Origin of the sequence: Limnohabitans sp. (assembly GCF_031539175.1) — a bacterium.
In the GTDB taxonomy this organism is placed as follows: Bacteria; Pseudomonadota; Gammaproteobacteria; order Burkholderiales; family Burkholderiaceae_C; genus Limnohabitans.
Genome location: NZ_JAVKLQ010000081.1, coordinates 1 through 24,926, shown reverse-complemented (window position 1 = coordinate 24,926; position 24,926 = coordinate 1). Strand labels below are relative to the sequence as shown.

Genomic DNA, 24,926 nt, shown 5'->3' with positions numbered 1-24,926 from the left:
TTCGCTCTTTCGAGCAACTCATAAATTGGAATCGACGTGATTTTCTTTGACGAAATTCACATCTTTTTTACTTCATGAGCGTTTGTTAGCTAATTAAAGCTAAGTTCCTAAAGAACTTGGCAATCACCATCAAACGCCCACGCTTATCGGCTGTATTTTTTTAATGAACCACTTAATCTCTTAAGTCAACTCGCTGCGATCAGCGAAGCCCTCTATTATGCAACATTTTTTTGGAACTTCAAGAAAAACTTGAAATTATTTTTTGCACACCACCTAGTTAGACGCATCGGGTTAACCCTCTTGCGTTGCTATCAAGGCAGCCCGTTAGTATAGCACTGGTTTTTGATGTCGGCAAATAAATCCTCAACTTTTCATCAAGGCGCCTACTGCCTAAGCCTTCCAAGCGGGCGCCTTCTCTATCTACAGAGTCGCCTCATGGCATACGCCCTTGATAATGACGCATGTCTTTAATCACCTTACAACAAGCCCAACTCGCGTTTGGGCACGTAGCACTGCTTGATCGTGCTGAATTTTCACTAGAAACCGCTGAGCGCGTTGGCCTCATTGGCCGCAATGGCGCGGGCAAGTCCTCTTTGCTACGCATCTTGGGCGGCCTAGAGAAACCCGATGATGGGGACTTACGTGTCCAACAAGGCCTGCGCGTGACCTACGTCGCACAAGAACCGCAGCTGGACGGTGAATCCACCGTTTTTGAGTCTGTCAGTGAAGGCCTCTCACGCGTGCGTCACTTGATTGAACAATACTGTCTCGGCGAAGGTGACCTCACAGCCATGCAAAACGAGATTGAAATGCTCGACGGCTGGAACTGGGAGCAACGCGTTCAAGAAACCTTACACCGTTTGCACCTAGCCCCTGATGCGCACATCAACGCCCTCTCAGGCGGCACGCTCAAACGCGTGGCGCTGGCACAGGCTTTGGTCACATCCCCTGATGTGCTCTTGCTAGACGAGCCTACCAACCACTTGGACCTCGACAGCATTGAATGGCTGGAGCAACTCTTGATCGACTTCAAGGGCAGCATCATCACCATCACGCATGACCGCTCTTTCCTAGACAAAGTCGCCACACGCATCGTCGAGTTAGACCGTGGTCATTTGTTGACCTACCCCGGCAACTTTTCTCAATACCAACTGCAAAAAGAAGAACAAGCCGCGCAAGAGGCCGTCATCAACGCCAAAGCCGACAAGCTGCTTGCAGGCGAAGAAGTGTGGATTCGCAAAGGCGTAGAAGCCCGCCGCACACGCAGCCAAAGCCGCATTGGTCGACTCGAAGCCTTACGCGCTCAGCGCGAGGCACGCCGCGACGCTGTGGGCCGTGTCAAGCTCGACGTGGCCAGCGGCGCACCTACAGGCAAGATCGTGGCGGAGCTCACCGAAGTGGACAAGGCCTTCGGCAGCAAAGTCATTGCCAAGAACTTCTCAGCCACCTTCTTGCGCGGAGACAAGATTGGTTTGATTGGCCCCAACGGCGCCGGCAAATCCACCTTGCTAAAAATGATCTTGGGCGAGCTCGAAGCCGACAGCGGCAAGATTCGTCAAGGCGCCAACTTGCAAGTCGCGTACTTTGACCAAATGCGCAATGGCTTGGACATGGACGCCTCGCTGGAAGATTTCATCAGCCCAGGCAGCGAATGGATCGAAATCGGGACACAACGCAAGCACGTCAAAAGCTACCTCGACGACTTCTTGTTCTCCCCCGCGCGCGCCACATCGCCCGTACGCTCACTGTCTGGCGGAGAGCGCAACCGCTTGCTGCTAGCTCGTTTGTTTGCGCGCCCCGCCAACGTGCTGGTGCTGGACGAACCCACCAACGACTTGGACATTGACACGCTGGAACTGCTGGAAGAGCTGCTGCAAAACTACAACGGCACCGTCTTCATCGTCAGCCATGACCGCACGTTCTTAGACAACGTCGCCACCAGCACCTTGGTGTTCGAAGCCAACGAGGACAAACTTGGCTTCTGGCGCGAGTACGAAGGCGGCGTGCAAGATTGGCTCATCCAGTCCGAGCGCGCACGCAACATGAGCGCCGCAGCCAAGCCCAACAGCGCCAGCCCAGCAAAAACCACCGAGCCGGCCAAAGCTGCACAAACGCCCGCCACCAACGCCAGCAGCTCGAAGCCCAAAAAGCTCAGCTACAAAGAACAGCGCGAGCTGGATGCTTTGCCCGACTTGATCGCCTCGCTCGAAACCGAGCAAAAGCTAACCCAAGCCGCGCTCACAGACAACAGCTTGTACGCCAGCGATCCCGCCAAAATCGCCCAACTCCATGCGCGCGACACAGAGATCGAAACCGCCCTCATGGCCGCACTCGAACGCTGGGAAACGCTGTCTGCCACCAGTTGACGGACACGGCCAACGTCGCCTCGACGACGCTGATGCAATCCCCGCCCAGACCCCTGCTGCATCCAAGGTGACAGCTGGTCTCGGCGGGGACTGTTTTTTCAAACGTCTGTCGACAAAATCTTGGCAAACAACTACCAAAGACCGCCATGGGACAGCTTTATCTGGTGCGACACGGCCAAGCCTCTTTAGGCGCCGCAGACTACGACCAACTCAGCCCTTTGGGCGCCCAGCAAAGCCAGCGCTTAGGCGAACACTGGCGCGCGCAAGGTTTGCAATTTGATGCCGTCATTTGTGGCACCTTGAAACGCCATGCCCAAACTTTGGCAGGCATCCAACAAGGCTTGGGAACCGCCCACACGCCGCTGCTGTGGCCGGGTTTGAATGAGTACGACAGCGAGGCCGTCATTCGCACCGTGCACACGGGCGAACTGGTCAAGCCCACCACCCAAGAAGGCTATCGCGATCACTTTCGCCTGCTGCGCGACGGCTTGACGCAATGGATGGCTGGCGTGGTCAGCCCACAAGGCATGCCCACCTACGTGGATTTTGTAAAAGGCGTGACGTCTGCGCTCGACCACATTCGGTTGAACGTGCAGGGCAATGTCTTGTTGGTTTCCAGCGGGGGGCCCATCGCCACAGCCGTGGGCCATGTGCTGCGGCTGAGTCCTGAAACCAGCATTGAACTCAATTTGCGCATTCGCAACAGTGCGGTCAGTGAGTTCAGCTTCAACCCCAAACGCCACAGCTTGGTGGCGTTCAACAGCATCACGCATCTGGAAACCCCCAGTCACAAAGACTGGATCACTTTCGCTTAAATGCCCCGCTCAATACGCCGGTGCGTTAAACGCGCACCGTGCTCAAAGGCAAGGCCACCAACTCTTTGAGCAGCAGGGCCAGTTGCTCGCCCGCACTGTGCACCAGCGCCTCGCCCTTGGCGGCAGTGGCTGCCGCTGCATTGCCTGCTGCGCCATGCGGGTTGTAGTCCTGCATGTGCCAGCCGAGCTTGGCGCTTTTGCCATTGCCCAAAATGGCAAAGTGCTTGGCACGGTCTTGCGAGGTCGAGGTGAAGTTTTGTGCGGCGGCCATGTTCACGTGGTCCGGCGAAAGCGCCAGCATCATGGAGGTTTCGATGTCACCCGCATGGATACCAAACCTGTGCTCGTCGGAAGAAAATTGGCCCATCACCGAAGCATCCAACGGCAAGTTGTACCAACTGCTGCTGTAGACGATCAGACCATGTTGCGCACGTAACTCACGCGCCACCACATCCATCAAGCCGACGTTGCCGCCGTGCGCATTGAACATCAGCAGCTTCTTCACGCCGGCACGCGCCACGGACGCACCGATGTCGCACCACACTTGAATCAAGGTTTGCGGCGACAGGTGCAACGTGCCTGCAAACGCGGTGTGCTCGGTGCTCAGACCCACCGTTTGCGTGGGCAACACCAACACGGGGTCTGTGGCGGCCAAATGGGTCAAGGCAGCACTCACCACACCCTCGACCAACTCCGTGTCCACCGACAGCGACAGGTGTGGCCCATGCTGCTCGGTCGCGCCCAAGGGCAACACGGCCACGGTATGGGCGGGGTCAAGCGCAGAAAAGTCACGGGTGTTGAGCTCGGCCCAAAAGTGCGATGCCAAAGCGGTGGGGGTGGGTGTGCTGGTGTGCGCCGTCATAAACGCCATCTTACTTTCACGCCATTGCGTTGCCCTTAGGCGCGACACGCCGTGGCTCGGTAACATCTGGCGCATGCTTCATTTTCTTTCGCGCCTGACAGGCACTGCCCGCCTTGACCATGCCCCCGCCCGCCTGAAAGCCCTCTGGGCACATGCGTTGGCCATCTTGCTGTGGAGCGTCGGGGCATTCGCCATCCCCAGCTATGGACAACCCTTGGCCAGTGCGGTGGTCACCACCCCCCAAGTACGCGCCGAACTGATGGCGCATGCACCGCAAGGTGTGCAAGCTGGGCAGCCACTTTGGGTTGGCTTGCAACTCACACACCAGCCTGAATGGCATACCTATTGGCGCAACCCCGGAGACTCGGGCTTGCCCACGCAAGTCGAACTCAACTTACCTGTCGGCATCAGCGCAGGTGATGTGCTGTGGCCGCTGCCGCACAAACTCAAAGCGGGCAACTTGACCAACTACGGGTTTGAAAAAACCGTCTTGCTGGCTGTGCCGCTCACCGTGTCTGCGTCATACAAACCCAACACGACACAAACGATGGACATTCAGCTGCACGCCAGTTGGTTGGTGTGCCGTCTCGAATGCATTCCACAAGAAGGCGACTTTGTGTTGCGCATTCCTGCCCACAGCAGCTATGTCGCCAACGCCTCGGCCTTTGACGCCGTGATGGCCGAGCAACCCCAATCCTTGCCCAATCTCAGCGCCACCAGCCACTTTGAGGCACAGCGCTTGGTGCTGCAAGTCAACGGTCTGCCTGCCTCGCTGAATGGCAAAACGCTGAACGTATTTCCAGATGCCGCCGAACTGGTGGCGTCTGCCGCTGAGCAACATCCCAATGCCCAGCAATCGTGGCAAGGCGATGTCTGGACCGTGAAATTGCCCCTCAGTAATTTGCGCCTGACCGACCCCAAACAGTTTGGCTTTTTGCTCACGACGGGCGACGGCACAGAGCGCCAAGGATTTGCCGTCTCAGCCCCCGTCACACAGGCATGGCCTGCGGTGTCTGAGTTGCCCAATGCCGAAACACCTGCCGTCAACGCTGCAACCGTCGATGAAAGTTGGCTGGGCTTTGCATTGGCGCTGGTGGGTGCATTTGTCGGCGGGCTCATCCTCAACCTCATGCCTTGCGTGCTGCCCGTCTTGGCCATCAAGTTGCTTGGCTTTGCGCAACATAGTCGCGCGCACCGTGCTCATCGCATCGCGGGCATGGCGTACACGGCCGGCGTGGTGCTGAGTTTCTTGGCGCTAGGCGCGGGCGTGTTGGGCTTGCGTGCAGCAGGCGAGCAACTGGGCTGGGGCTTTCAGCTGCAGTCACCGCTCGTGGTCAGCGTGTTGGCGGCGTTCTTCACGCTCATCGCCCTTAATTTATGGGGGCTGTTTGAATTTGGGCAAATCTTGCCGTCGCGCGTGGCGAGCTTTCAACACAAGCACCCCATCATGGATGCGGCACTCTCTGGCGTGCTGGCGGTGGCCGTGGCCTCACCTTGCACCGCACCGTTCATGGGCGCATCGCTGGGGCTCGCGATGACCTTACCCACGTGGCAAGCGCTCACCATCTTTGTCGCCATGGGTTTAGGACTTGCCGCACCCTATTTGCTTGCCAGCTTTGTTCCGGCCGTCGCACGCCTGCTGCCTCAGCCTGGTGCTTGGATGGTCACGCTGCGCCAGCTGTTGGCCTTCCCCATGCTGGCCACGGTGATCTGGCTGCTGTGGGTCTTGGGCCAACAAACCAGCTTAGACGCCGCGATGTTGGCGCTGAGTGGTCTGCTGTTGCTCGCCACATTCATTTGGGCACTCCAACAACACGCGCCTGCCGCACGCGGTTTGGCTGGACTGCTGGCCGCCGCCTTGGTGTGGGGCGCCGTCAACTTGGCAGACGCGTTGAAAGCGCCAGCCAATCCGAGCTCTGGCACCAGCAGCCAAACTCAGACCAGCACCATTTGGCAAGCTTGGTCCGAAAGCGCCGTGGCGCAAAGCTTGGCACAAGGTCGGCCCGTGTTTGTCGACTTCACAGCGGCGTGGTGCGTGACCTGCCAGATCAATAAAAAATCGACCCTCAGCAACGCCGAGGTATTGGCAGACTTTGCAGCACACCAAGTCACACTTTTGCGTGCCGACTGGACACGCCGCGACCCCGCCATCACCGCGGCCTTGACCGCCTTAGGACGCAGCGGCGTGCCTGTGTACGTGGTGTACGCGCCAGGCCGACCAGCCCAAGTGTTGTCCGAGTTGCTCAGCGTGCGTCAAGTGCGCGATGCACTGGCGGCACTGCCCACACCCGAGCCACAGGCATTGCCCACCGACTTCGCGCAGCGACCGAACACCGCGCCGGAGTCCCAATCCACACGTCCTTGAGCCATGACACACAGCCCCATCGCACACAGCCTTGCACATTGCAAAACCATCGCCGTGGTGGGCCTGTCGCCCAAACCGCACCGTGACAGCTACCGGGTGGCCAAGTACATGCAAGACCACGGCTTTCGCATCGTGCCCATCAACCCCAATGCCACCGAAGTGCTGGGCGAAAAGGCCTACGCCACCCTCACCGAGGCGGCCCAGCATGCCTCCATTGACATGGTGGACTGTTTTCGCAACGCCGAAGACATTCCGCCCATCGCGGCGGAAGCTGTCGCCATTGGCGCCAAATCGCTCTGGCTGCAAATCGGCATCGTAAATGACGTGGCCGCGCAACAAGCCCAAGCCGCAGGCCTCACCGTCGTGCAAGACAAATGCTTGATGGTCGAGCACGCTCGGTTTGCCTAAAGTCCGCTAACGGCACGGACACATCAACGCACCGCTCGCCGTCCCAAACCCCCACGCCCACGCCTGTCCAAGCCTGCGGCGGCCTCGGCGACAATGTCGCCATGTTTGCACCACTCCAAAACGACACCTTTTTGCGCGCTTGCATGCGCCAAGCCACTGACCACACCCCCGTTTGGCTCATGCGCCAAGCCGGACGTTACTTGCCTGAGTACTGCGCCACGCGCGCCAAAGCTGGCAGCTTCATGGGTTTGGCCACCAACACCGACTTCGCCACCGAAGTGACCTTGCAGCCACTCGAGCGCTACCCGCTCGATGCCGCCATTTTGTTCAGCGACATCTTGACCGTGCCCGACGCCATGGGGCTGGGCCTGTCTTTCGCCCAAGGTGAAGGCCCCAAGTTCGCCAAGAACGTGCGCACCGAAGCCGCGGTGAACGAACTGGCTGTGCCCGACATGGCCAAGCTGCGCTATGTGTTTGACGCCGTCACTTCTATTCGTAAAGCACTCAACGGCCGCGTGCCTTTGATTGGCTTCTCGGGCAGCCCTTGGACCTTGGCTTGCTACATGGTTGAAGGCGCGGGCTCAGACGACTACCGTCAAGTCAAAAGCCTGATGTACAGCCGCCCCGACCTGATGCACCGCATTTTGGAAATCAACGCCGACGCGGTGGCTCTCTACCTGAACACCCAAATCGAAGCCGGCGCACAAGCCGTGATGATTTTTGACAGTTGGGGCGGTGTGCTGGCCGATGGCATGTTCCAACAGTTCAGCATGGCCTACACCAAACGTGTGTTGGCACAGCTCAAGCGCTCGCACGATGGCGCAGTCATTCCCCGTTTGGTCTTCACCAAAGGCGGTGGCTTGTGGTTGCCCGAAATGGCCGACCTCGACTGCGACGTCTTGGGTGTGGACTGGACGGTCAACTTGGCCAAGGCCCGCGCCCAAGTGGGCGGCGCCGTGGGTGGCCCGGGCAAAGCCCTACAAGGCAACCTCGACCCCAATGCTTTATTTGCACCCGCTGACGCGATTGCCACCGAAGCCCGCCGCGTGCTGGATGCGTTTGGCAAACCACACACCGACACCACGACAACGGGCCCTACTCAGATCTTCAACTTGGGCCACGGCATCAGCCAATTCACCCCACCCGAGAGCGTGGGCGTGCTGGTTGAAGCGGTACACAGCCATTCACGCGCCTTGCGCCAAGCCTGATCGCCCATCGAAACTTTCGAGCCCTAGTCCACAAAAGTTTTACTCGGGCTTGCGACTTATGCACAAAAAAGTTGACCCCGTGCACCAACATGAAGTTTTATGAACAAATCTAAAAAAACTTCTTTAAAAATCGTAAGTCCTTGATTTATAAAGGTTTCTAAAGTTGCTTTTTTTTCGTGCAGTTTGTGCAAAGCCTTGATTTTTGGGGCTTTGCAGCGGCTCAAGGTGAGATATCAACAAAGTTATCCACAGAAAAACTGGGTTAACCCCGATCCTCTTTTAAATCAACGACTTAAAGCGTTTTCTGCAAAAACACCTGAGCAAACCTGCCCAACTGACCGCTTGACATGTCGCACCTAATTTCCGTCATGGTTCACACCCCCGCGCACAGCGGCTTGGGGGGTGCGTTGACCTACGAAAGCGACAGCGTCCTCGCACCAGGCACCTTGGTGCGCGTGCCGCTGGGCAGCCGCGAGTTACTCGGCGTGGTCTGGGACGAGGCGGGAACACGCCCCTGCGCCAAGGAAACTAACGCATCAACGCTTGCCCCAGACGCATCCCACACCACAGCCTCGCAACCCTCGTTGCTGGCCATGGATGACCCCTCGCACAACAACGCAGCGCCAGCAGCGCTGCAGCTGCGTGCCATTGCCAGTGTGCTGGACGGCGTTGCCCCCTTAAGCGCGCATTGGCGCCAGTTGGTTCAATTTGCTGCGCGGTATTACCAGCGCAGCGCGGGCGAGGTGGCCTTGGCGTCCCTGCCCAGCCAATTGCGCGATCTGAGTGCCGAACAGTGGGCCCGCCGCTTAAAGCGCAAACCCAAGCCACCGCTTGCCAACGATGCGCCTGCGCAAGCCATCCCCACACCGACCGACGAACAAGCCCAAGTGCTGGCCAGCATCGACGCCCAATCCGGCCCGTTCTTGTTGTTTGGCAACACCGGCAGTGGAAAAACCGAGGTGTATTTGCGAGCCGCTCAGGCCTTGCTGGAACGCGATCCAAGCGCTCAAATTTTGGTGATGGTCCCAGAGATCAACCTCACGCCACAACTGGAAGCGCGTTTTCGCGCCCGGTTCGCGCCGCAATGGGGCTCAGAGTGCTTGGTGGCCATGCACAGCAGCCTCACGCCCGCGCAACGCCTCAACAACTGGCTGGCGGCACACAGCGGCCAAGCGCGCATCGTGTTGGGCACGCGCATGGCCGTGTTTGCGTCGATGCCGCATTTGCAACTCATCGTGGTCGATGAAGAACACGACCCCAGCTACAAACAGCAAGAAGGTGCCCGCTACTCGGCGCGAGATTTGGCCGTCTACCGCGGCCAATTGGAAAACGCCAAAGTCATCTTGGGCTCGGCCACCCCGTCGCTAGAGAGCTGGCACCACAGCCGCCCCGCTACAGAGACAGAGCCCGCAGGGCGCTACATGCGTTTGGCCATGCCCTCGCGCGTGGGTCAAGGCGCACTGCCGCTGGTGCGGCGTGTGGACATGAACCGCCAGCCCTACAAAACCGTGTTCTCCAGCCATCTGCTGGAAGCCATGCGCGAACGTGTGACGCGCGGTGAACAAATTTTGGTCCTGCTCAACCGACGGGGTTACGCGCCCGTGCTGCACTGCACCGACTGCGGCTGGAAAAGCGAATGCCCGCATTGCAGTGCCTACCGCGTGTTTCACAAACTCGACCGCACGCTGCGCTGCCACCATTGCGGCTTCACCCAAGCTGTGACACGCGCCTGCCCAAGCTGCGGTAACTTAGACATCAGCCCTTTAGGGCGCGGCACCGAACAACTTGAAGAGCACTTGGCCGAGTTGCTGGCGGATGTGCGCCGCCCCGACGGCGAGCCCATCCGCATTGCCCGCATTGACGCCGACAGCACCCGCCTCAAAGGCGAACTGGAGCGCCAGCTGGCCGAAGTGCATGCAGGCGCCGTAGACGTGCTGGTGGGCACACAAATGATCGCCAAAGGCCACGACTTTCGACGCGTCACCTTGGTGGCGGCTTTGAACGCCGACGGCGCCTTGTTTTCCAGCGATTTCCGCGCACCAGAACGTTTGTTCAGCTTGCTGATGCAAGCGGCGGGACGCGCAGGACGCGATGCCACCATGAATTTGGTCAGCCCCTGCGAAATGTGGGTGCAAAGCCATCACCCGCAGCACCCCTTGTTTGAAGCGCTCAAGCAACACGATTACCCTGCATTCGCAGACCAACAACTCCGCGAGCGCGAACAAGCCACCTTGCCGCCCTTCAGTTTTCAAGCTTTGGTGCGTGCCGAGGCGCGCAGCCAAGAAGCCGCACAAGACTTTTTGAACGCCGCTCGCGACGCTGGCTCAGCCTTGGCCGATGAACTCTTGGTGGATTTGTACCCCGCAGTGCCCATGACCATTCAACGCATCGCCAACATAGAACGGGCGCAAATGCTGATCGAGTGCACCTCACGCAAAGCCTTGCAGCATTTCTTGGCGCATTGGCAAGCTGACCTCCACGGCCTGCGCAGCGCACATCGGCAAGTCATTCGTTGGGCTGTCGACGTGGATCCGCTGGCCATCTAGCGCCAGCACACCCCGTCGGTGAGGTGGCGTTTTTGGGTGCGAAGACGCTCAGGGATGCAACAGCGCCACAGCACCTGAAAAGGTAAAAAAAGCAGCGGCAGTCGTCACCAAAATAATGCGGGCAATGCGCCCCGTGTCTGCCTCGAAACGTTCCGACAACAAGGCCACGTTACTCGCGCTAGGCAAAGCCGCCACCAGCACCACCACCATGAGTGTGAACCGGTCAATCGCATAACCCGACTGATTCACAGTGATCAACACCAGCAACACCAACACCGGGTGCAGCACCAATTTGATGAAAGCCACGGGCATGTAATCACGCCACAAAATGGGCGCGTGGCCGCTTTCTTTCACGCGAATTTGCGAGCGTGCCAGCACAGCACCGATCGTGAAGAGCGCCACAGGCGACGCTGCATCGGCCAACAAGCCCACGGTTTTGGCAAACGGCCCGATCAATTGATAGCCCAACGCCGACGCCAAGCCGCCCAAACTGATGGCCCACGGCATGGGGTTGGTCAGCACCCCTTTGAGTGCACTTTTGGCCGCGCGCGCAGCCCCATGCTCATCCGCACCATCGAGGCGTGACAAGGCAATACACAAGGAGGTGGTGATCACCATGTCCACCACAATGGTCACGATGGCCGGTCCTGCGGCGCCCGCCCCGAGCAAGGCCACCAACAAAGGCACGCCCATGAAACCGGTGTTGGGGAACGCCCCCACCAAGGCGCCAAACGCAGCATCGTTCCAGCCAATGCGGCGATTCAAACTCACAGCGACCAAGAAAGCCACCATCACCAACGCGCACAACAAATAGGCCACAAACAACGTGGGGTCCAGCAGTTGCACGATCGGCGTACTCTCGCCAAAACGGTACAGCATGCAAGGCAACGCAAAAAACAGCACGAAGCCATTCAAGCCGGGAATGGCTTCGAGCGGCAACATGCGTCTATGCGCGGCCACGAAGCCTGCCAAGACCAGCGCAAAGAAGGGGAAAGTCACAAGAAGAATGTTCAGCACGCACCTATTTTGCACGCACCGTGGACCGGTATCATTCCAAGCTTTGCCTACCTTGTCTCACGCATGTCTGCTGGTCTAAATTTCGCGCAACAAGAAGCCGTCAATTTCTTGCACGGTCCTTGTCTGGTGCTGGCGGGGGCGGGCTCGGGCAAAACACGGGTGATCACGCACAAGATTGGCCGCCTCATTCAAGCCGGCTGCGAGCCAGACCGCATTGCGGCGATCACCTTTACCAACAAAGCCGCCACAGAAATGCGCGAGCGCGCCAAGGGTTTGATTGGCCGCGCCGCCAAAGACGTGTTGATTTGCACCTTCCACGCGTTGGGCGTGCGCATGCTGCGCCAAGACGGCGGCGTGATGGGCCTGAAGCCGCAGTTCAGCATCATGGACAGCTCGGACGTGACGGGCATCTTGAAAGACGCGGGCGGCACCTCAGACGCGGCCACCGCGCGCACCTGGCAATGGACCATCAGCCTGTGGAAAAACATGGGCCTGAACTCGGCCCAAGCCATGGCCATCGCCAAAGACGACAACGAACGCATCATTGCCAAGATCATGGAACGCTACGAAGAGCGTTTGAGCGCCTACCAAAGCGTGGATTTTGACGATCTGATCGGCATGCCGCTCAAACTGCTGCAAGAGCACGAAGAAGTGCGTCTGAAATGGCAAGCGCAACTCGGCCATGTCTTGGTGGACGAATACCAAGACACCAACGCCACGCAATACGAAGTGCTCAAGTGCTTGGTGGGTGAGAAGGCTCGGTTCACCGCGGTGGGCGATGACGACCAATCGATTTACGGCTGGCGTGGCGCCACGCTGGACAACTTGCGCAAACTGCCGCAAGACTTCCCGAACCTCAAGGTCATCAAGTTGGAGCAAAACTACCGCTCCACCAGCGCGATTTTGCGGGCCGCGAACAACGTGATTCAACCCAACCCCAAGCTGTTTCCGAAAACCCTGTTTTCAGAACTGGGCGAAGGCGAGCCTGTGCGCGTGGTCGATGCCGACACCGAAGAACACGAAGCCGAGCGCATGGTGGCCCGCATTCAGTCGCTGCGCTCAGGCACGGACACCTCGGCTGGCGGCCAATACAAAGAACTCAAAGACTTTGCGGTGCTCTACCGCGCCAACCACCAAGCCCGCGTGCTCGAAAAAGCACTGCGCAAAGCGCAAATCCCTTACAAAGTGTCAGGCGGGCAAAGCTTTTTTGACCGCGCCGAAATTCGCGATCTGTGCTCGTGGCTGCGTCTGTGGGTGAACAACAACGACGACCCCGCTTTTTTGCGCGCCATCACCACGCCCAAGCGCGGCATTGGTCACCAAACCTTGGCCAGCCTGGGTGAGTTTTCGAGCAAATACAAACTCAGCATGTTTGAAGCGCTGTTCAGCAACAGCTTGCCGTCGGTCTTGAGTGCACGCGCCATGGGCAGCTTGCACGAGTTTGGTCGCTATGTGAATGACCTCGAATACCGCGCACGTCAAACCATGGGCGCCGAAGACGCGCGTGCGTTTTTGACCGACTGGCTGAAAGACATCGACTACGAAAAACACCTCTACGACGCCGAAGAAAGTGAAAAAATTGCGGCGGCCAAATGGTCAAACGTGATGGACTTTTGCGACTGGATGGCCCAGCGCTGCGGCGGTGAGCTAGACGACAGTGCTGGCGTGAGCATCGGCAACGACGTGAAAAGTTTGCTCGAGGTGGCACAAACCATCGCTTTGCTGTCGACGCTGACGCAACAAGAAAAAGACCAAAACGTGGTCACGCTCTCCACCTTGCACGCCTCCAAAGGTTTGGAATGGCCACACGTCATGTTGGTGGGGGTCACGGAAGGCATGCTGCCGTTTCGACTCGACGATGAACCAGGCACTGAGCACACCAACGAGAACATCGCCTCGCGTCTACAAGAGGAGCGTCGCCTGATGTATGTGGGCATCACCCGCGCCCAACGCACGCTGGCTGTGAGTTGGTCACGCAAGCGCAAAAAAGGCCGAGAGATGGTCGCGGTGCAACCTAGCCGCTTCATCGCTGAAATGGGATTGGACAAAGACACCATCAAAGAAGACCCACGCGAAAAACTCAAAGCACTCCGCGCCGAGTTTGCCAAACGGGCCACGGCAGCCTCGGCGGAGAGCGCGGCGGCGAAATAAAGCATTCCGCATAATGGCGACGAAATAATCACACACACAAGGAGAAACGCATGTTCAGTCACGTCATGGTTGGGGTCAAAGATTTAGACGCCTCGAAGAAGTTTTATGACGCTGTGTTGGGCACATTGGGCATCGCCCCTGGCGTGGCCAACAACAACCGCTACTTCTACCGCAGCCCCACAGGCACATTTGGCATCACCACGCCCATCAATGGCGAACCTGCCACGCACGGCAATGGCAGCACGATTGGTTTCTCGGTTCAATCCGCGGAGCAAGGCGAAGCATTCCACGCGGCAGGCATTGCCAACGGCGGCGTCACCTGCGAAGACCCCCCTGGCTTTCGCGAAACGCCAGCAGGCCAATTGTTCTTGGCCTACCTGCGCGACCCCGACGGGAACAAGATCTGCGCCTTATTCCGCCCCACCAAATAAACGCACAAAGAAAAACCCCGTAGCCTCTTGCGAAACTACGGGGTGTATCTGGTGGTGGAGTATAGCAGTTCGGCAAACACTCATCCCGTAGGTGTGAGACGTGCCGTCCCGGGTTTGCCCCCCAATGAGGAGTATGGGGTGCATCCAAGGATCTGCTCTAACCACCTCACTGGTTCGGGAAATTCCGTCCCAGTGCGTGTGTCGATTGCTTGCGCCAACAGTGGCACTTGCTTGGAGCTGATTGTATCCCTGCCTAACGCTTCTTGTCGCCGCCTATGGCACCGCCAGAGAGCATGGTCGTGGATCAGTCGCTTATATTTAATAGGCGGCACCGAGTCGGGGCGCATATTTCCATTCACACATCCTCATTCGGACAAACGAAACCATGCCCCATTCATCCACACAACTTCATTTGGATGACATCCACACCTTGGCATTTGCAGGAGGCGGAAATCGATGTTGGTGGCAGGCTGGCGTCGTTTCACAACTGCTGGACATGGGATGGAAACTTCCTCCAACTTTGGTGGGCACCAGCGCAGGCGCAGCCATTGCCACATCACTTCTGACCAGTTCCGCCAGGGATGCACTTGCATCTTGTAAGCAGCTTTACATGAGCAATGATCGACTGTTTGATTGGAAATCTTTATCCCAATTTCGTCTGAAATTTGCGCATCAACACATTTACCCTGCCTGGATCGAATCCTTCACCAGCGACCATCATTTTGAAAAACTAAAGACAGCAGGCTCCGAACTGATTGTCGCCATTACTCGTCCCGCTCGTGCGCTTGGATTAGCAGGCAGTCTGGCAGCCGGTTCACTCGCTTATTTATTAGACAAGAAATTGGCTCACAGCATTCACCCCAAGTTGCCGCGCTATCTTGGATTGAAGCAAGAATTTTTGAGCATGAACGACGTCCCTGACGGGCAATCAGCTCGAACATTACTGCAAGCTGTAGCCGCTGCCGCTCCGTTTATGCTGGCCCAAAAAGTCGAGGGGCGCTGGGGGTTCGATGGAGGATATTCTGACAACGCCCCCATCCCACCTCAAACTGCAGCAGAACGGAAACATACGCTGGTACTACTCACCAGGCACTACCCGAGCCTTCCAACCGTTTTTGCTTGGCAAGGACGAACATACTGGCAGCCGAGCCAGAAGGTCCCCGTGTCCACTTGGGATTGTCGGCCAGGAACTACCGTTGACCAGGCATTTGAGCTAGGCCTTCGCGATGGAGCGAAATTCGCAATGGCTAAATAGAGGGCGTCACTCGAGGTCCCGTTACACAGCGAATGCATTGCCAGCCAAATATTCTGCCCAAAACTCAACACATGCCCGAATTTTCGGAAGCCGGTGTCGCTCTTGCAGCATCACAGCATAAACAGGGATTTCTTGAACATCGAAGTACGGTCGAAGCAGAGGAACCAGTTCGCCCGACTTGACCAGCGGCGACGCGACGATGTCTAGTAATCGTGCGATACCGACCCCATGCCTGACCATGGAAAGCAATACGGCAGAGTTATCGGTGAGCGTCTGCCCTTTGATTTGCAGACCTGACTTTGCATCTTGTCGCTCCCACAGGTTCATCGAAATGGCACGGCTATTGCCGATCATGTGATGCTGCGCCAGCTCGTCCGGATGCTGCGGAGTGCCATTCTTAGCCAAGTAGCTTGGACTGGCATACAGCGTTCGACTGGCAGAGCCAATCTGCCTGGCCACCAGTGTTTCGCTATGCACGGCGGCGGTGCGGATGGCGATGTCAATGCCATCGCGCGCCATGTCTGCCAGTCGGTCATCGGCCAACACCTCAATATGCAGGCGCGGGTATTTTTCGTAGAGTGCAGGCAAGCTTAGTGCGATGAGCGACTCTGCCACCGAGGCACTGACACCGACACGAACCCAACCACTGGGCTCGTTTTGCCGACCGCGCAAATCGGCTTTGAGCACTTCTGAGGTGTCGAGCATTAGCGACCCGTGCTGCAACAAGGTGTCACCCTCATCAGTCAGGCTCAGACCGTGAGTTGTCCGGTGCATCAGTCGAGCACCACAAGCAGCTTCCAGCCGATTCAACGCTCGCGTCACTTGGCTGACCGGAATGTTGCGCTCGCGTGCCGCCGCTGACAGCGTGCCCAACGCACTCACCCGGGCAAACAGGGCCAGATCATCCAAATGAAAGCTCATGGGTCATTCTAAGAAGTTTTGCAGAATTTGCAAAACCAATTTCAATTATTAGCGGTTTCCATGCATTGGATATATCAATACAGTCACATCCAATGTTCAAAGGAGTCAATCATGCCCATTCTCAACGTACTACTCAGTGGCCCAGCGCAAGAGCAGAAAACCCAACAGGTGGCACAAATGCTGGGGGAATTTACAAGCCGGATATTGCGCAAAAAGCCCGAACTGACCTCCATCGCTATCCGCTATGTAGAGCCAGAACATTGGATCGTGGGCGGCCAATCATTGGCTGCGCAAAACAAGTCCAGCGCCTTTGTCGAAATCAAGATCACAGACGAGACCAACACCCGACTCGAAAAAGCGGCATACATTCAGGCCGTGTATGACGGCCTCTTAAACCTTATGCCCGACCTGCACCATGAGAGCTACATCCATGTCGATGATGTGCGGGCTGGCGCCTATGGTTATGGCGGCAAAACGCAAGAGTTCAGATCGCACAAAACGTGAGCAAAAAGCATAATGCTGCCGCTCTATAACTACAGTTGATGATGAGCTTAAGCCTGGACTCCGCGCAGGAGCCAATTCACGGCAACGCCAAAGATATCAAGAGTTGCTTATGGCTCCTCGTCAAAGTCAGGCTCAACTTCTCCGACCTCAACGTCATACTCGCCACCAGCCAGCTCAATTGACGGGTCCAGCTCATCAACTGCCGCAAGCTCAAGATCGCCGCGCAAGGTGATGAACATATCCACTTCCAGTTCATGATCGCGCGTAACCTCTAGAGAGCCAAAATTCAGCTCTTCGTGGTCGATAGTGTCGTACACAAAAAATTCGACATTAACGTCCACCGAGACCTGAACTGTTGCCCTGACCTCAATTATGCAAATGGTGGGGTCATGCTCCACCAACCATATACCAATTCCAGTCAGGTCCACCGAATGACCGAGGTAGTGCGCTTGATCCACCTCAGCCTCAACACGGTGACAGAACCCCGTCCAGACATCATCTGCATTCCAATATGCGCCAGCGACATGGTTTTCAACTGCGGCCTGCACCAACGTAGAAAGACTGCTGGCGGTGTTTGAGAGCTCCGCACTGACTTTCGCGGTCACGCCCGCTGCCACCGGATTGGTGGACTTGAACAGCGCGGCGAATTCATCCAAGGATTTCACACAGTAGAGCCAATCACTGTGCTTGGCGAAATCTGTCCAACCGCCGTCCCTCGAGATCAAGATGCCTTGCTTTTGGGTTGCCTTGGCATGGTTTTCCAGCGTCAAAAGCGCGGCAGCATCGGGGAATTCGGACTTCTTTCTGGCTTCAAATGGTGCCGCTTCTTGGAAATAGCGGTCAAACATCTGCCGCGCTAAATCTGGCCCAGCTATTGGTAAGACGCCCCCACCTAGGCTTGCCACAAAGGCGCTGAACTCTCTGGAAAAATTGCGAGCGGTGACAGATTCGGAGTCAAGCGCTTTGACTTGTTCACTGACAGGGGTGAAATTCAGCCCTGATAGGCGTTGCAGTTTTGCAATTGCTGCATTCAACTCTTTGGCAACCTTGGACACCGGCTCCATTCGATGAGCGTGGACTTCCCGCTCAACAATTTCAGTTTGCTGGATGGTCAGCCAAGCCGGTCTCTGCAGTGGCAATGCACGTAGCGCACCGGCGGAAAATTTGTACGCATGGCTCTGAATTACGTCCGTATCAATGGAAAAGAAGCCTACGCTCTTGTCTTCCAGCAATGCTTGCGCGCTTGGCAATCCACTCGGCATACCGCTCCCTTTCGTCAACTGTGGACAGATGCGATCAAATCATTGATCTCTCTAATTTGCCGCAAGCATGCGGGGAAAAGCATTCTTCTCCAAGCAAATCCTAATGAAATTAAACAGCATACGGATTGTGATATTGCCGTTCAAGTTTTGGTTGCGACGCGATGTCAAAGACCTGTCCGCAATCTTTGTTTTTGCAATAGGCCGCACTGCCATCCTCTTGCAAGATTGAAATCTTGTTGAGTACATCTTTGCAATTGGGACAGATGAAGTGAGTTGGTTCACCCGACCGTGCCGCATCGGCCTTGAGTCGATACAACCGTGTTCCCCTATACGGCTCCGCCAATTCATAGCGATCGAATTGAGCTCTCCGCGAAAGTTCTTCGTTCGCTTTTCTCAGCTCATCCTGCATTTGTGCCATTGATTGCTGAGCTTCAAGGAGGCGACCTTGTATTTCTGAAATTGTGGAAAGCAGCTCTATTGCTTTGGCATTGACGGCAGCATCTTTGCTTGCTGTCAACATTCCGTTCGCAATTTCATAGAGTGTCTTCAGACTAGAAATTGCACCCCCAACCATAGTTGCATCAACCATTTTGAATTTCTCCTTTCTTTGTCATGACGACTCAATGACCTGGAGCAGCATCGAAATGCCCTGCAAAGCGGCGGCAATCGCAGCTGAGTAGGCCGCCCAGCGGTTCCACTCCCCCTGCTTCTTCACGGCCTCAATGAAGTCATCATCTCCATCTGAAATTCCGGACGGATAAAAACCATCTTCATTTGGCTTGGGGTCATAGGGCACTCGGGCACGAGCTGCGATGACCCAAAGAGTCGCGGACACAAACGCAGCAACCGCAGATCCAATTGAAATATAAGCTCCTAAGTTCATGCCATTCCACGCTTCCCTTCGTCAACTGCGAGCAAATGCAATCAAATCGCCGAACTGCCCCTGGTCTGCTGCACGTAAGGCGGCAAGGTATTGATCGCGTAGCTCCCCCACCGTGGTGATGGATGTTTCGCCGCCGCCCCATGTCAGTCGCGGACGGCCAAGACGCATTGCCAACAAATCTGCCATCAAACGTGCATGGCGTCCGTTGCCATTCGGGAAGGCATGGATCCACACCAATTGATGGTGAAACCTCACTGCCGTCTCATCGGCATCAAAGACATGATTCTCGATTTGATATTCTGTATTGTCCAGCAAGTTGCGTAACTTCACCGCCACCTGTGTCGAGTCCACACCGATGTTTTTATTGGTCTTGCGGAATGTTCCCGCCCACTGCCAGGTCTTATCAAACATCTGGCGATGCAGATCTCGAATAAACCCCTCATCCAGCAAGCCCCGCTTTTTCTGGCGCGCAGCCCAGCGATCCCCCTGAACGATGTTGATTTGCTCCCATGCGTTTAGATCGCCTTGGGTGGTAATGTGCGTCGGCACCAAACCTGCGGCTTCGTCCGGATCTAATGGGGTTGCCCCAGGGGCGTAATGAAATTCCATATTCAATATCTCACCACAGTTCGCGACGCGAACCTTCCAACAACTCCTTGATGGCCAGCTCCAGTTGCAGCTTGGTCAATGGCCCTTGGACAGCCTGATCCTCCAATGCCATTGAATGGGCAATCGGGCGCAAGCGCTCCCGCGCCACTGACTCGGCTCGTTCTTTCACATGCTGCGACAGGCTGGTACGAGGCACCAAGGCATATTGCAGTTCGCAATCCAACGCCTCAGCCAACTTGCGCAGGCTGGCCAACGTGATGACATCTGACGCCTCTGCATTTTCCAGCTTGCGGACACCGGCATGGGACATGCCCAGACGACGAGCAAAGGCTGCGGCGGACATGCCCAGGGACTCACGAATCGCGCGCACCCATCCAGACCTGGGGCGTGCGCTCAATTGCGCAGCCTTCCAAGTGGCAAGAAGTGCGTCCATTTGCTGGAGCTGAAGATCGCGGAATTGGTTTTCCATGGAACCTACAGGTAACGTTTTAATGTCACCATCTTAACCTATGGGTTCCAATAATGCAAATACCCCGAAACCTACAGGTTCCTGATAGCAGGATTAAATGAAACTCATGAGTTTCATATTGAATCTTCTCCTGTTGGCCATAACTAGCCAGCAGGCGCAACCATGGTGACTTCTTAGGGGTAAGAACCGGGGGGAACGAGAGTTTCCATACAACTTTTGTATGGAGACATTTGATGCCCGAAAAGCTTTGCGCCAACTGCGGTTCCCCGTTCCAACCTCGTCCCCAAGTGCCCAGTCAGACCTTCTGCGCTGACCCGGCATGCCAAAAAGCACGGCGGCAACGCTGGCACCTCGAAAAGCTGCAGGCCGATCCAGACTACCGAGAGAATAAAGCTCGGTCGCAGAAAGCCTGGCAAGAGCGCAACCCGGATTATTGGCGCAGGTATCGCGATGAAAACCCGGACTATGCCGAGCGCAACAGGGCCATGCAGCGGTCGCCATCTGCACCCCCACCAACCCTGGAAGGCCTTTATCGCATCAAGTCAGTGCCTGCCAGTGGGCTTGCAAAGACAGACGCGTGGATCGTTGAGATCACGCCCGTTTGCGCAGACTGCCCCTGCAAAGATGACGCTTGCAAAGATAGGACTTGATGGTCATTTGTGTTGCTGGGCATTACCGTTGCTCCCAAATGCGATTTCGACCACCTGCATGGCAACCGTTTCGGGGACATGTGTGAAAGCCAAAAACCTCTGGCTGTTCACCATCCCCTGAAATGAATGGCAGGCCCGAGCGCATCAACACTAACAACAAGCGATCGGGTTATATGCAGTCAGAAGAGTCCATCCACGATGCAACGGACCAACCTAGCAACGTCAAAGCAGCCGAATACGTTCGGATGTCCACTGAACATCAACAGTACTCAACGGAAAACCAAGCAGACAAGATCCGTGAGTATGCGGCCCGGCGCAATATTGCGATCGTGCGCACCTATGCCGACGAGGGTAAGAGCGGCCTGAACATCGGTGGGCGACTGGCATTGCAGCAACTCATCCATGATGTCGAGTCAGGCCAGGCCGACTTCAACCTCGTGCTCGTTTATGACGTCAGCCGGTGGGGACGATTCCAGGATGCGGATGAAAGCGCGTATTACGAATACATCTGCAAGCGTAAAAAAATCCATGTGGTGTACGTTGCGGAGCAGTTCGAAAACGACGGCTCGCCGGTCTCCACCATCGTTAAGGGTGTCAAACGTGCCATGGCTGGTGAGTACAGCCGAGAACTGTCGGCGAAAGTTTTCGCAGGCCAGTGCCGACTCATTGAGCTCGGATACCGCCAAGGTGGCCCCGCCGGGTATGGTCTGCGACGCGTCCTGATTGATCAAACTGGATCTGTCAAAGGTGAACTCTCGCGAGGTGAACACAAGAGTTTGCAAACCGACCGGGTCATCTTGATGCCGGGTCCGGACCCCGAAATTCAAAACGTCAACATGATCTATCGCTGGTTCATTGACGATGGGTTACGGGAATTTGAAATTGCCCAACGGCTCAACACCATGGGCATTCCAACCGATCTGGAGCGGGACTGGACTCGTGCAACAGTACGCGAGGTACTGACCAACGAGAAGTACATCGGCAACAACGTCTACAACCGCATCTCCTTCAAGCTCAAGAAGCATCGCGTCTCAAATGAACCAGATATGTGGATCAAAAAAGAGGGGGCGTTCGAGGGCATCGTGCCACCGGAGGTTTTCTACACCGCACAGGGAATTCTCCGAGCCAGAGCGCACCGGTACAGCAACGAAGAGTTGATCGAGAAGCTGCGAAATCTCTATCAGAACCGAGGCTACTTATCGGGGCTGATCATTGACGAGACAGAAGGTATGCCCTCGGCGTCTGCATACATACACCGATTCGGAAGCCTGATTCGCGCCTACCAGGCGGTGGGCTACACCCCGGATCGAGATTACCGATTCCTTGAGATCAATCAGTACCTGCGGCGCTTGCATCCTGACATCATCTCTCACACCGAACGGATGATTGCGGATCTGGGCGGCACAGTGCAGCGCGATCCAGCGACGGACATGCTGAATGTGAACCAAGAGTTCACAGCATCACTGGTCTTGTCACGGTGTCAGCTCCATGAAAATGGGCGAAGGCGCTGGAAGGTTCGGTTTGACACCGGCCTGGCTCCTGACATTACCGTGGCCGTGCGACTGGATGAGACCAACCAGGCTCCACTCGACTACTACCTACTGCCACGATTGGATTTTGGTCAAGCTCGCGTCAGTCTGGCGGATCACAACGGTCTTGAGTATGAAAGCTATCGCTTTGACAATCTGGACTACCTGTACGGCATGGCAGAACGCAGTCGAATCCGGAGGGCAGCATGAGCATGGAACATTCGGCTGCAGATCTTCAGATGATTCCTGTCGATCGAATTGAGGTCTTGAACCCCAGAGAGCGAAACAACAAGGTCTTCGACGAGATTGTTGGCAACATCAAATCCATCGGTCTGAAAAAACCAATCACCGTCACCCCCAGAACGGATGAGAGTGGCCAAGTGAAATACTTGCTCATTTGTGGCGAGGGGCGACTTAAGGCGTTCAAGACCCTCGGCGAAGCATTGATCCCGGCCATGGTTGTCAATGTCAGTGATGAAGATGCCTTCATCATGAGCTTGGCAGAAAACATTGCGCGTAGGCAGTGCCGCCCTCTCGAATTGCTCATGGGCATTGAGCAACTCAGAGATCAAGGGTATGACAAAAAATCGATCGCCGAAAAAACGGGCCTGAGTGTCGACTATGTGAACGGCATCTTGCAATTACTGAAAAATGGAGAAGAGCGATTGCTGGTTGCTGTTGAAAGTGGCCGCATTCCATTGAACGCAGCGCTCTCCATTGCAGGGGCTGGCAATGACAAAGAGATTCAGGCAGCGATGCAAGAAGCCTATGAGTCGGGGAAGCTGCGGGGCAAGCAACTCATCCAGGCGCGCCGTGTGATCGAACGCAGAAGGACCCTTGGCCGCTCCATCGCTCGAGGCACGCCTCGCAAAGCCGCTGAAGAGGTGACCTCATCCAGTCTGATTCGCAATTACCAGAAGGAAGTTGAGCGGCAAAAACTGATGGTGAAGAAGGCGGAGTTTGCTCAGCAGCGACTTCTCTTTGTTGTCGAAGCAATGCGCCAGCTGCTGGCCAACGAAAACTTCACCAATCTGCTACGAGCGGAAGGTCTGGACACACTGCCGAAATACCTGGCCGAACGCGTTTGGCACGGGGGACATGCAGCATGACACAAATGCCCCTTGGCTTCGTTCCGGATCCGCTGACTATTTCACTGGACTTGCTATTGCCCTCGCGGAAAGTTCCAGAAGGTCTGCTCACGTCCAGAAAATTCAAGCAAATTCAGTCGTCCATTGATGCCGTTGGATTGATTGAGCCCTTGACCATAGGCAAGCCAGACAAAACCACGGGCATGCATGTTTTGCTTGATGGCCACATCCGGCTATTCGCCATTAAGCAGATCGGCTTCAAAGATGCTCCGTGCCTGGTGGCCACCGACGATGAAACCTATACCTACAACAATCGAATCAATCGACTGTCCACAATCCAAGAGCACTTCATGATCCGTCGGGCGGTAGAACGCGGCGTGACACCCGCCCGTCTGGCGCAGGCACTGAGCGTGGACATCAGCCAAATCATCAAGAAGATGAACCTTCTTGATGGCGTCTGCGCTGAGGCCGCAGAGCTGCTCAAGGATCAACAGTTTTCTGCCAACGTTGGGGCTGTCATTCGCAAACTCAAACCGACTCGTCAAGTTGAGTGCGTAGAGTTGATGGTGGCCACCAACAACATCACCGTGTCCTACGCCCAGGCTTTGCTGGCAGCAACGCCAAGCCATTTACTGGTTGGCGAGGTCAAGCCCAAGAAAATCGGCGGCCTGACGCCAGAACAGATGGCCAAGATGGAAAGGGAGATGGGCAATCTACAGGGGCAGTTCAAACTGGTTGAACAAACTTACGGGCAAGACGTTCTCAATCTGGTCCTGGCAAAGGGCTATCTCGTCAAGCTACTGGATAACGAAGCCGTCATTCGGTACCTTTCCCACAACCATCCCGATGAGCTTGTTGAATTCGAGCACATTGTGAGAACGGTGGCATTAGACAAATGAGAAGCACCTGTCATGCAGCAGTCCCCCAAAATGGCTGGCCAGACCAACGGTCTTGCAAAGCCTCACGTGGATGACTCCATCGACATTGATGTCCACAGAAATCCACCGCAACCAGATCCAGCCTGCCTCTATGGATTAGTGGGTGAAATTGGACGGGTGGGCGGCGAAGAAACGGAAACCAATCCCTACGCCATCTCCGCCAACTTCATGACATATTTGTCGTGCGCGATTGGCCGTGGGGTGTACTTGCCCATCGGAAACACTTGGCACCATCCCCGCATGTTCCTTCTTCATATTGGAAGGTCTGGGCGCGGGCGCAAGGGTGACGCCCTCTCCTTGGTTCTTCGCCTTGATCAAGCACTTCGAGAGATCGAACCGACATTGGCACCGCAAATTCATAGAGGCGGGCTATCCAGCCGCGAAGGGTTGGTGGCGCTGATGCACGATGGCTATCAGCAGGGAAAGAACGAGGTTCCACCGATAGAAGATAAACGCCTATGGGTTGTTGAATCGGAATTTGCCAATGTGCTGCACCAAGGTCGTCGAGAGTGACCTGCCCCCACTAGCCGTACCACTGAATTAGAAGTTAGTCCGATGTGTCAAGGTTATTCCAAAACTTGATGGTTTGTATTTGCAGCAGCATTTGAATTAATCCTATGCTGCTGCGCGAATTGAGCCGGTGGTATCC

The 24,926-nt window shown here is 56.2% G+C and carries 22 protein-coding genes; 14 read left to right on the top strand and 8 right to left on the bottom strand.

Annotated elements, in window-relative coordinates:
* Nucleotides 1–461: 461 nt before the first annotated feature.
* Nucleotides 462–2,366 carry an ATP-binding cassette domain-containing protein gene (locus RMS95_RS15060; protein ID WP_310647010.1) on the top strand — a complete coding sequence of 635 codons (1,905 nt, stop codon included), beginning with the start codon at nt 462–464 and terminating at the stop codon, nt 2,364–2,366.
* A 146-nt stretch (nt 2,367–2,512) separates the two neighbouring features.
* On the top strand, nt 2,513–3,181 hold the full coding sequence (locus tag RMS95_RS15055; RefSeq protein WP_310647009.1) for a histidine phosphatase family protein: 669 nt from the start codon (nt 2,513–2,515) through the stop codon (nt 3,179–3,181).
* A 25-nt stretch (nt 3,182–3,206) separates the two neighbouring features.
* Here the strand turns inward: RMS95_RS15055 and RMS95_RS15050 are convergent, their stop codons facing one another.
* Nucleotides 3,207–4,043, bottom strand: a complete 837-nt coding sequence (locus RMS95_RS15050; RefSeq protein ID WP_310647008.1) for a creatininase family protein — start codon at nt 4,041–4,043, stop codon at nt 3,207–3,209.
* Between the two features lie 73 nt (nt 4,044–4,116).
* Here RMS95_RS15050 and RMS95_RS15045 point away from each other — a divergent pair, with 73 nt between their 5' ends.
* The 4 genes from RMS95_RS15045 to priA all read left to right on the top strand — a co-directional run bounded on the left by RMS95_RS15045 (nt 4,117) and on the right by priA (nt 10,570).
* Nucleotides 4,117–6,408, top strand: a complete 2,292-nt coding sequence (locus RMS95_RS15045) for a thioredoxin family protein (RefSeq protein ID WP_310647007.1) — start codon at nt 4,117–4,119, stop codon at nt 6,406–6,408.
* A 3-nt stretch (nt 6,409–6,411) separates the two neighbouring features.
* Nucleotides 6,412–6,816: a CoA-binding protein gene (locus RMS95_RS15040; protein ID WP_310647006.1), complete on the top strand. Its 405-nt coding sequence runs from the start codon at nt 6,412–6,414 to the stop codon at nt 6,814–6,816.
* Between the two features lie 101 nt (nt 6,817–6,917).
* Nucleotides 6,918–8,024, top strand: coding sequence for a uroporphyrinogen decarboxylase (hemE, locus tag RMS95_RS15035; RefSeq protein ID WP_310647005.1), 1,107 nt, complete (start codon nt 6,918–6,920; stop codon nt 8,022–8,024).
* 347 nt (nt 8,025–8,371) lie between these two features.
* Nucleotides 8,372–10,570 carry a primosomal protein N' gene (gene priA / locus RMS95_RS15030; RefSeq protein WP_310647004.1) on the top strand — a complete coding sequence of 733 codons (2,199 nt, stop codon included), beginning with the start codon at nt 8,372–8,374 and terminating at the stop codon, nt 10,568–10,570.
* A gap of 48 nt (nt 10,571–10,618) precedes the next feature.
* On the opposite strand, the gene RMS95_RS15025 is transcribed toward priA, so the two are convergent.
* Nucleotides 10,619–11,587 (bottom strand): AEC family transporter, encoded by a 969-nt coding sequence (locus RMS95_RS15025; RefSeq protein ID WP_310647003.1) that lies wholly within the window; start codon nt 11,585–11,587, stop codon nt 10,619–10,621.
* Nucleotides 11,588–11,650: 63 nt separating this feature from the next.
* On the opposite strand from RMS95_RS15025, the gene RMS95_RS15020 reads away from it, so the two are divergent.
* The 3 genes from RMS95_RS15020 (at nt 11,651) to RMS95_RS15010 (ending at nt 15,424) form a co-directional block, all read left to right on the top strand.
* A complete protein-coding gene (locus RMS95_RS15020) occupies nt 11,651–13,738 on the top strand; it encodes a UvrD-helicase domain-containing protein (protein ID WP_310647002.1) in 2,088 nt (695 codons plus the stop codon).
* Between the two features lie 50 nt (nt 13,739–13,788).
* Nucleotides 13,789–14,169: a VOC family protein gene (locus RMS95_RS15015; protein ID WP_310647001.1), complete on the top strand. Its 381-nt coding sequence runs from the start codon at nt 13,789–13,791 to the stop codon at nt 14,167–14,169.
* Nucleotides 14,170–14,554: 385 nt separating this feature from the next.
* Complete coding sequence (locus tag RMS95_RS15010; RefSeq protein WP_101049916.1) at nt 14,555–15,424, top strand: patatin-like phospholipase family protein; 870 nt, start codon at nt 14,555–14,557, stop codon at nt 15,422–15,424.
* A gap of 21 nt (nt 15,425–15,445) precedes the next feature.
* On the opposite strand, the gene RMS95_RS15005 is transcribed toward RMS95_RS15010, so the two are convergent.
* Nucleotides 15,446–16,345 carry a LysR substrate-binding domain-containing protein gene (locus tag RMS95_RS15005; RefSeq protein WP_310647000.1) on the bottom strand — a complete coding sequence of 300 codons (900 nt, stop codon included), beginning with the start codon at nt 16,343–16,345 and terminating at the stop codon, nt 15,446–15,448.
* Between the two features lie 111 nt (nt 16,346–16,456).
* On the opposite strand from RMS95_RS15005, the gene RMS95_RS15000 reads away from it, so the two are divergent.
* On the top strand, nt 16,457–16,849 hold the full coding sequence (locus RMS95_RS15000; RefSeq protein ID WP_310646999.1) for a 4-oxalocrotonate tautomerase family protein: 393 nt from the start codon (nt 16,457–16,459) through the stop codon (nt 16,847–16,849).
* 107 nt (nt 16,850–16,956) lie between these two features.
* On the opposite strand, the gene RMS95_RS14995 is transcribed toward RMS95_RS15000, so the two are convergent.
* From RMS95_RS14995 to RMS95_RS14975, 5 genes are all read right to left on the bottom strand, one after another.
* Complete coding sequence (locus tag RMS95_RS14995; RefSeq protein ID WP_310646998.1) at nt 16,957–18,111, bottom strand: PIN domain-containing protein; 1,155 nt, start codon at nt 18,109–18,111, stop codon at nt 16,957–16,959.
* A 109-nt stretch (nt 18,112–18,220) separates the two neighbouring features.
* Entirely contained in the window at nt 18,221–18,700 is a 480-nt protein-coding gene (locus tag RMS95_RS14990; RefSeq protein ID WP_310646997.1) for a hypothetical protein, read from the bottom strand.
* Between the two features lie 21 nt (nt 18,701–18,721).
* The gene (locus tag RMS95_RS14985; protein ID WP_310646996.1) at nt 18,722–18,994 is read right to left on the bottom strand and encodes a hypothetical protein; all 273 of its coding nucleotides are present in this window, start codon (nt 18,992–18,994) and stop codon (nt 18,722–18,724) included.
* Between the two features lie 21 nt (nt 18,995–19,015).
* The gene (locus RMS95_RS14980) at nt 19,016–19,603 is read right to left on the bottom strand and encodes a mobile mystery protein B (protein ID WP_310646995.1); all 588 of its coding nucleotides are present in this window, start codon (nt 19,601–19,603) and stop codon (nt 19,016–19,018) included.
* Between the two features lie 10 nt (nt 19,604–19,613).
* Nucleotides 19,614–20,072 carry a mobile mystery protein A gene (locus RMS95_RS14975; RefSeq protein ID WP_101049929.1) on the bottom strand — a complete coding sequence of 153 codons (459 nt, stop codon included), beginning with the start codon at nt 20,070–20,072 and terminating at the stop codon, nt 19,614–19,616.
* A gap of 823 nt (nt 20,073–20,895) precedes the next feature.
* Between RMS95_RS14975 and RMS95_RS14970 the strand changes: the two genes are divergently transcribed.
* From RMS95_RS14970 to RMS95_RS14955, 4 genes are read left to right on the top strand one after another with little or no spacing between them, the layout of a single operon-like run.
* Nucleotides 20,896–22,461, top strand: coding sequence for a recombinase family protein (locus tag RMS95_RS14970; RefSeq protein ID WP_310647011.1), 1,566 nt, complete (start codon nt 20,896–20,898; stop codon nt 22,459–22,461).
* Entirely contained in the window at nt 22,458–23,360 is a 903-nt protein-coding gene (locus tag RMS95_RS14965; protein ID WP_310646994.1) for a plasmid partitioning protein RepB C-terminal domain-containing protein, read from the top strand. The genes RMS95_RS14970 and RMS95_RS14965 overlap by 4 nt, the downstream gene beginning before the upstream one ends.
* Nucleotides 23,357–24,238 (top strand): plasmid partitioning protein RepB C-terminal domain-containing protein, encoded by an 882-nt coding sequence (locus RMS95_RS14960; RefSeq protein WP_310646993.1) that lies wholly within the window; start codon nt 23,357–23,359, stop codon nt 24,236–24,238. Before RMS95_RS14965 ends, RMS95_RS14960 begins: the two co-directional genes overlap by 4 nt.
* A gap of 12 nt (nt 24,239–24,250) precedes the next feature.
* Complete coding sequence (locus tag RMS95_RS14955; protein WP_310646992.1) at nt 24,251–24,790, top strand: hypothetical protein; 540 nt, start codon at nt 24,251–24,253, stop codon at nt 24,788–24,790.
* The last annotated feature ends 136 nt before the right edge of the window (nt 24,791–24,926 follow it).

Coding starts and splice junctions, on each gene's coding strand:
- RMS95_RS15010 (WP_101049916.1), top strand. CDS start 14,555: ATGCCCCATTCATCCACACAACTTCATTTGGATGACATCCACACCTTG.
- RMS95_RS15015 (WP_310647001.1), top strand. CDS start 13,789: ATGTTCAGTCACGTCATGGTTGGGGTCAAAGATTTAGACGCCTCGAAG.
- priA (WP_310647004.1), top strand. CDS start 8,372: ATGTCGCACCTAATTTCCGTCATGGTTCACACCCCCGCGCACAGCGGC.
- RMS95_RS15020 (WP_310647002.1), top strand. CDS start 11,651: ATGTCTGCTGGTCTAAATTTCGCGCAACAAGAAGCCGTCAATTTCTTG.
- RMS95_RS14965 (WP_310646994.1), top strand. CDS start 22,458: ATGAGCATGGAACATTCGGCTGCAGATCTTCAGATGATTCCTGTCGAT.
- RMS95_RS15055 (WP_310647009.1), top strand. CDS start 2,513: ATGGGACAGCTTTATCTGGTGCGACACGGCCAAGCCTCTTTAGGCGCC.
- RMS95_RS15050 (WP_310647008.1), bottom strand. CDS start 4,043: ATGACGGCGCACACCAGCACACCCACCCCCACCGCTTTGGCATCGCAC.
- RMS95_RS15040 (WP_310647006.1), top strand. CDS start 6,412: ATGACACACAGCCCCATCGCACACAGCCTTGCACATTGCAAAACCATC.
- RMS95_RS15045 (WP_310647007.1), top strand. CDS start 4,117: ATGCTTCATTTTCTTTCGCGCCTGACAGGCACTGCCCGCCTTGACCAT.
- RMS95_RS15005 (WP_310647000.1), bottom strand. CDS start 16,345: ATGAGCTTTCATTTGGATGATCTGGCCCTGTTTGCCCGGGTGAGTGCG.
- RMS95_RS14955 (WP_310646992.1), top strand. CDS start 24,251: ATGCAGCAGTCCCCCAAAATGGCTGGCCAGACCAACGGTCTTGCAAAG.
- RMS95_RS14960 (WP_310646993.1), top strand. CDS start 23,357: ATGACACAAATGCCCCTTGGCTTCGTTCCGGATCCGCTGACTATTTCA.
- RMS95_RS14975 (WP_101049929.1), bottom strand. CDS start 20,072: ATGGAAAACCAATTCCGCGATCTTCAGCTCCAGCAAATGGACGCACTT.
- hemE (WP_310647005.1), top strand. CDS start 6,918: ATGTTTGCACCACTCCAAAACGACACCTTTTTGCGCGCTTGCATGCGC.
- RMS95_RS14985 (WP_310646996.1), bottom strand. CDS start 18,994: ATGAACTTAGGAGCTTATATTTCAATTGGATCTGCGGTTGCTGCGTTT.
- RMS95_RS15060 (WP_310647010.1), top strand. CDS start 462: ATGTCTTTAATCACCTTACAACAAGCCCAACTCGCGTTTGGGCACGTA.
- RMS95_RS14980 (WP_310646995.1), bottom strand. CDS start 19,603: ATGGAATTTCATTACGCCCCTGGGGCAACCCCATTAGATCCGGACGAA.
- RMS95_RS14970 (WP_310647011.1), top strand. CDS start 20,896: ATGCAGTCAGAAGAGTCCATCCACGATGCAACGGACCAACCTAGCAAC.
- RMS95_RS14990 (WP_310646997.1), bottom strand. CDS start 18,700: ATGGTTGATGCAACTATGGTTGGGGGTGCAATTTCTAGTCTGAAGACA.
- RMS95_RS14995 (WP_310646998.1), bottom strand. CDS start 18,111: ATGCCGAGTGGATTGCCAAGCGCGCAAGCATTGCTGGAAGACAAGAGC.
- RMS95_RS15000 (WP_310646999.1), top strand. CDS start 16,457: ATGCCCATTCTCAACGTACTACTCAGTGGCCCAGCGCAAGAGCAGAAA.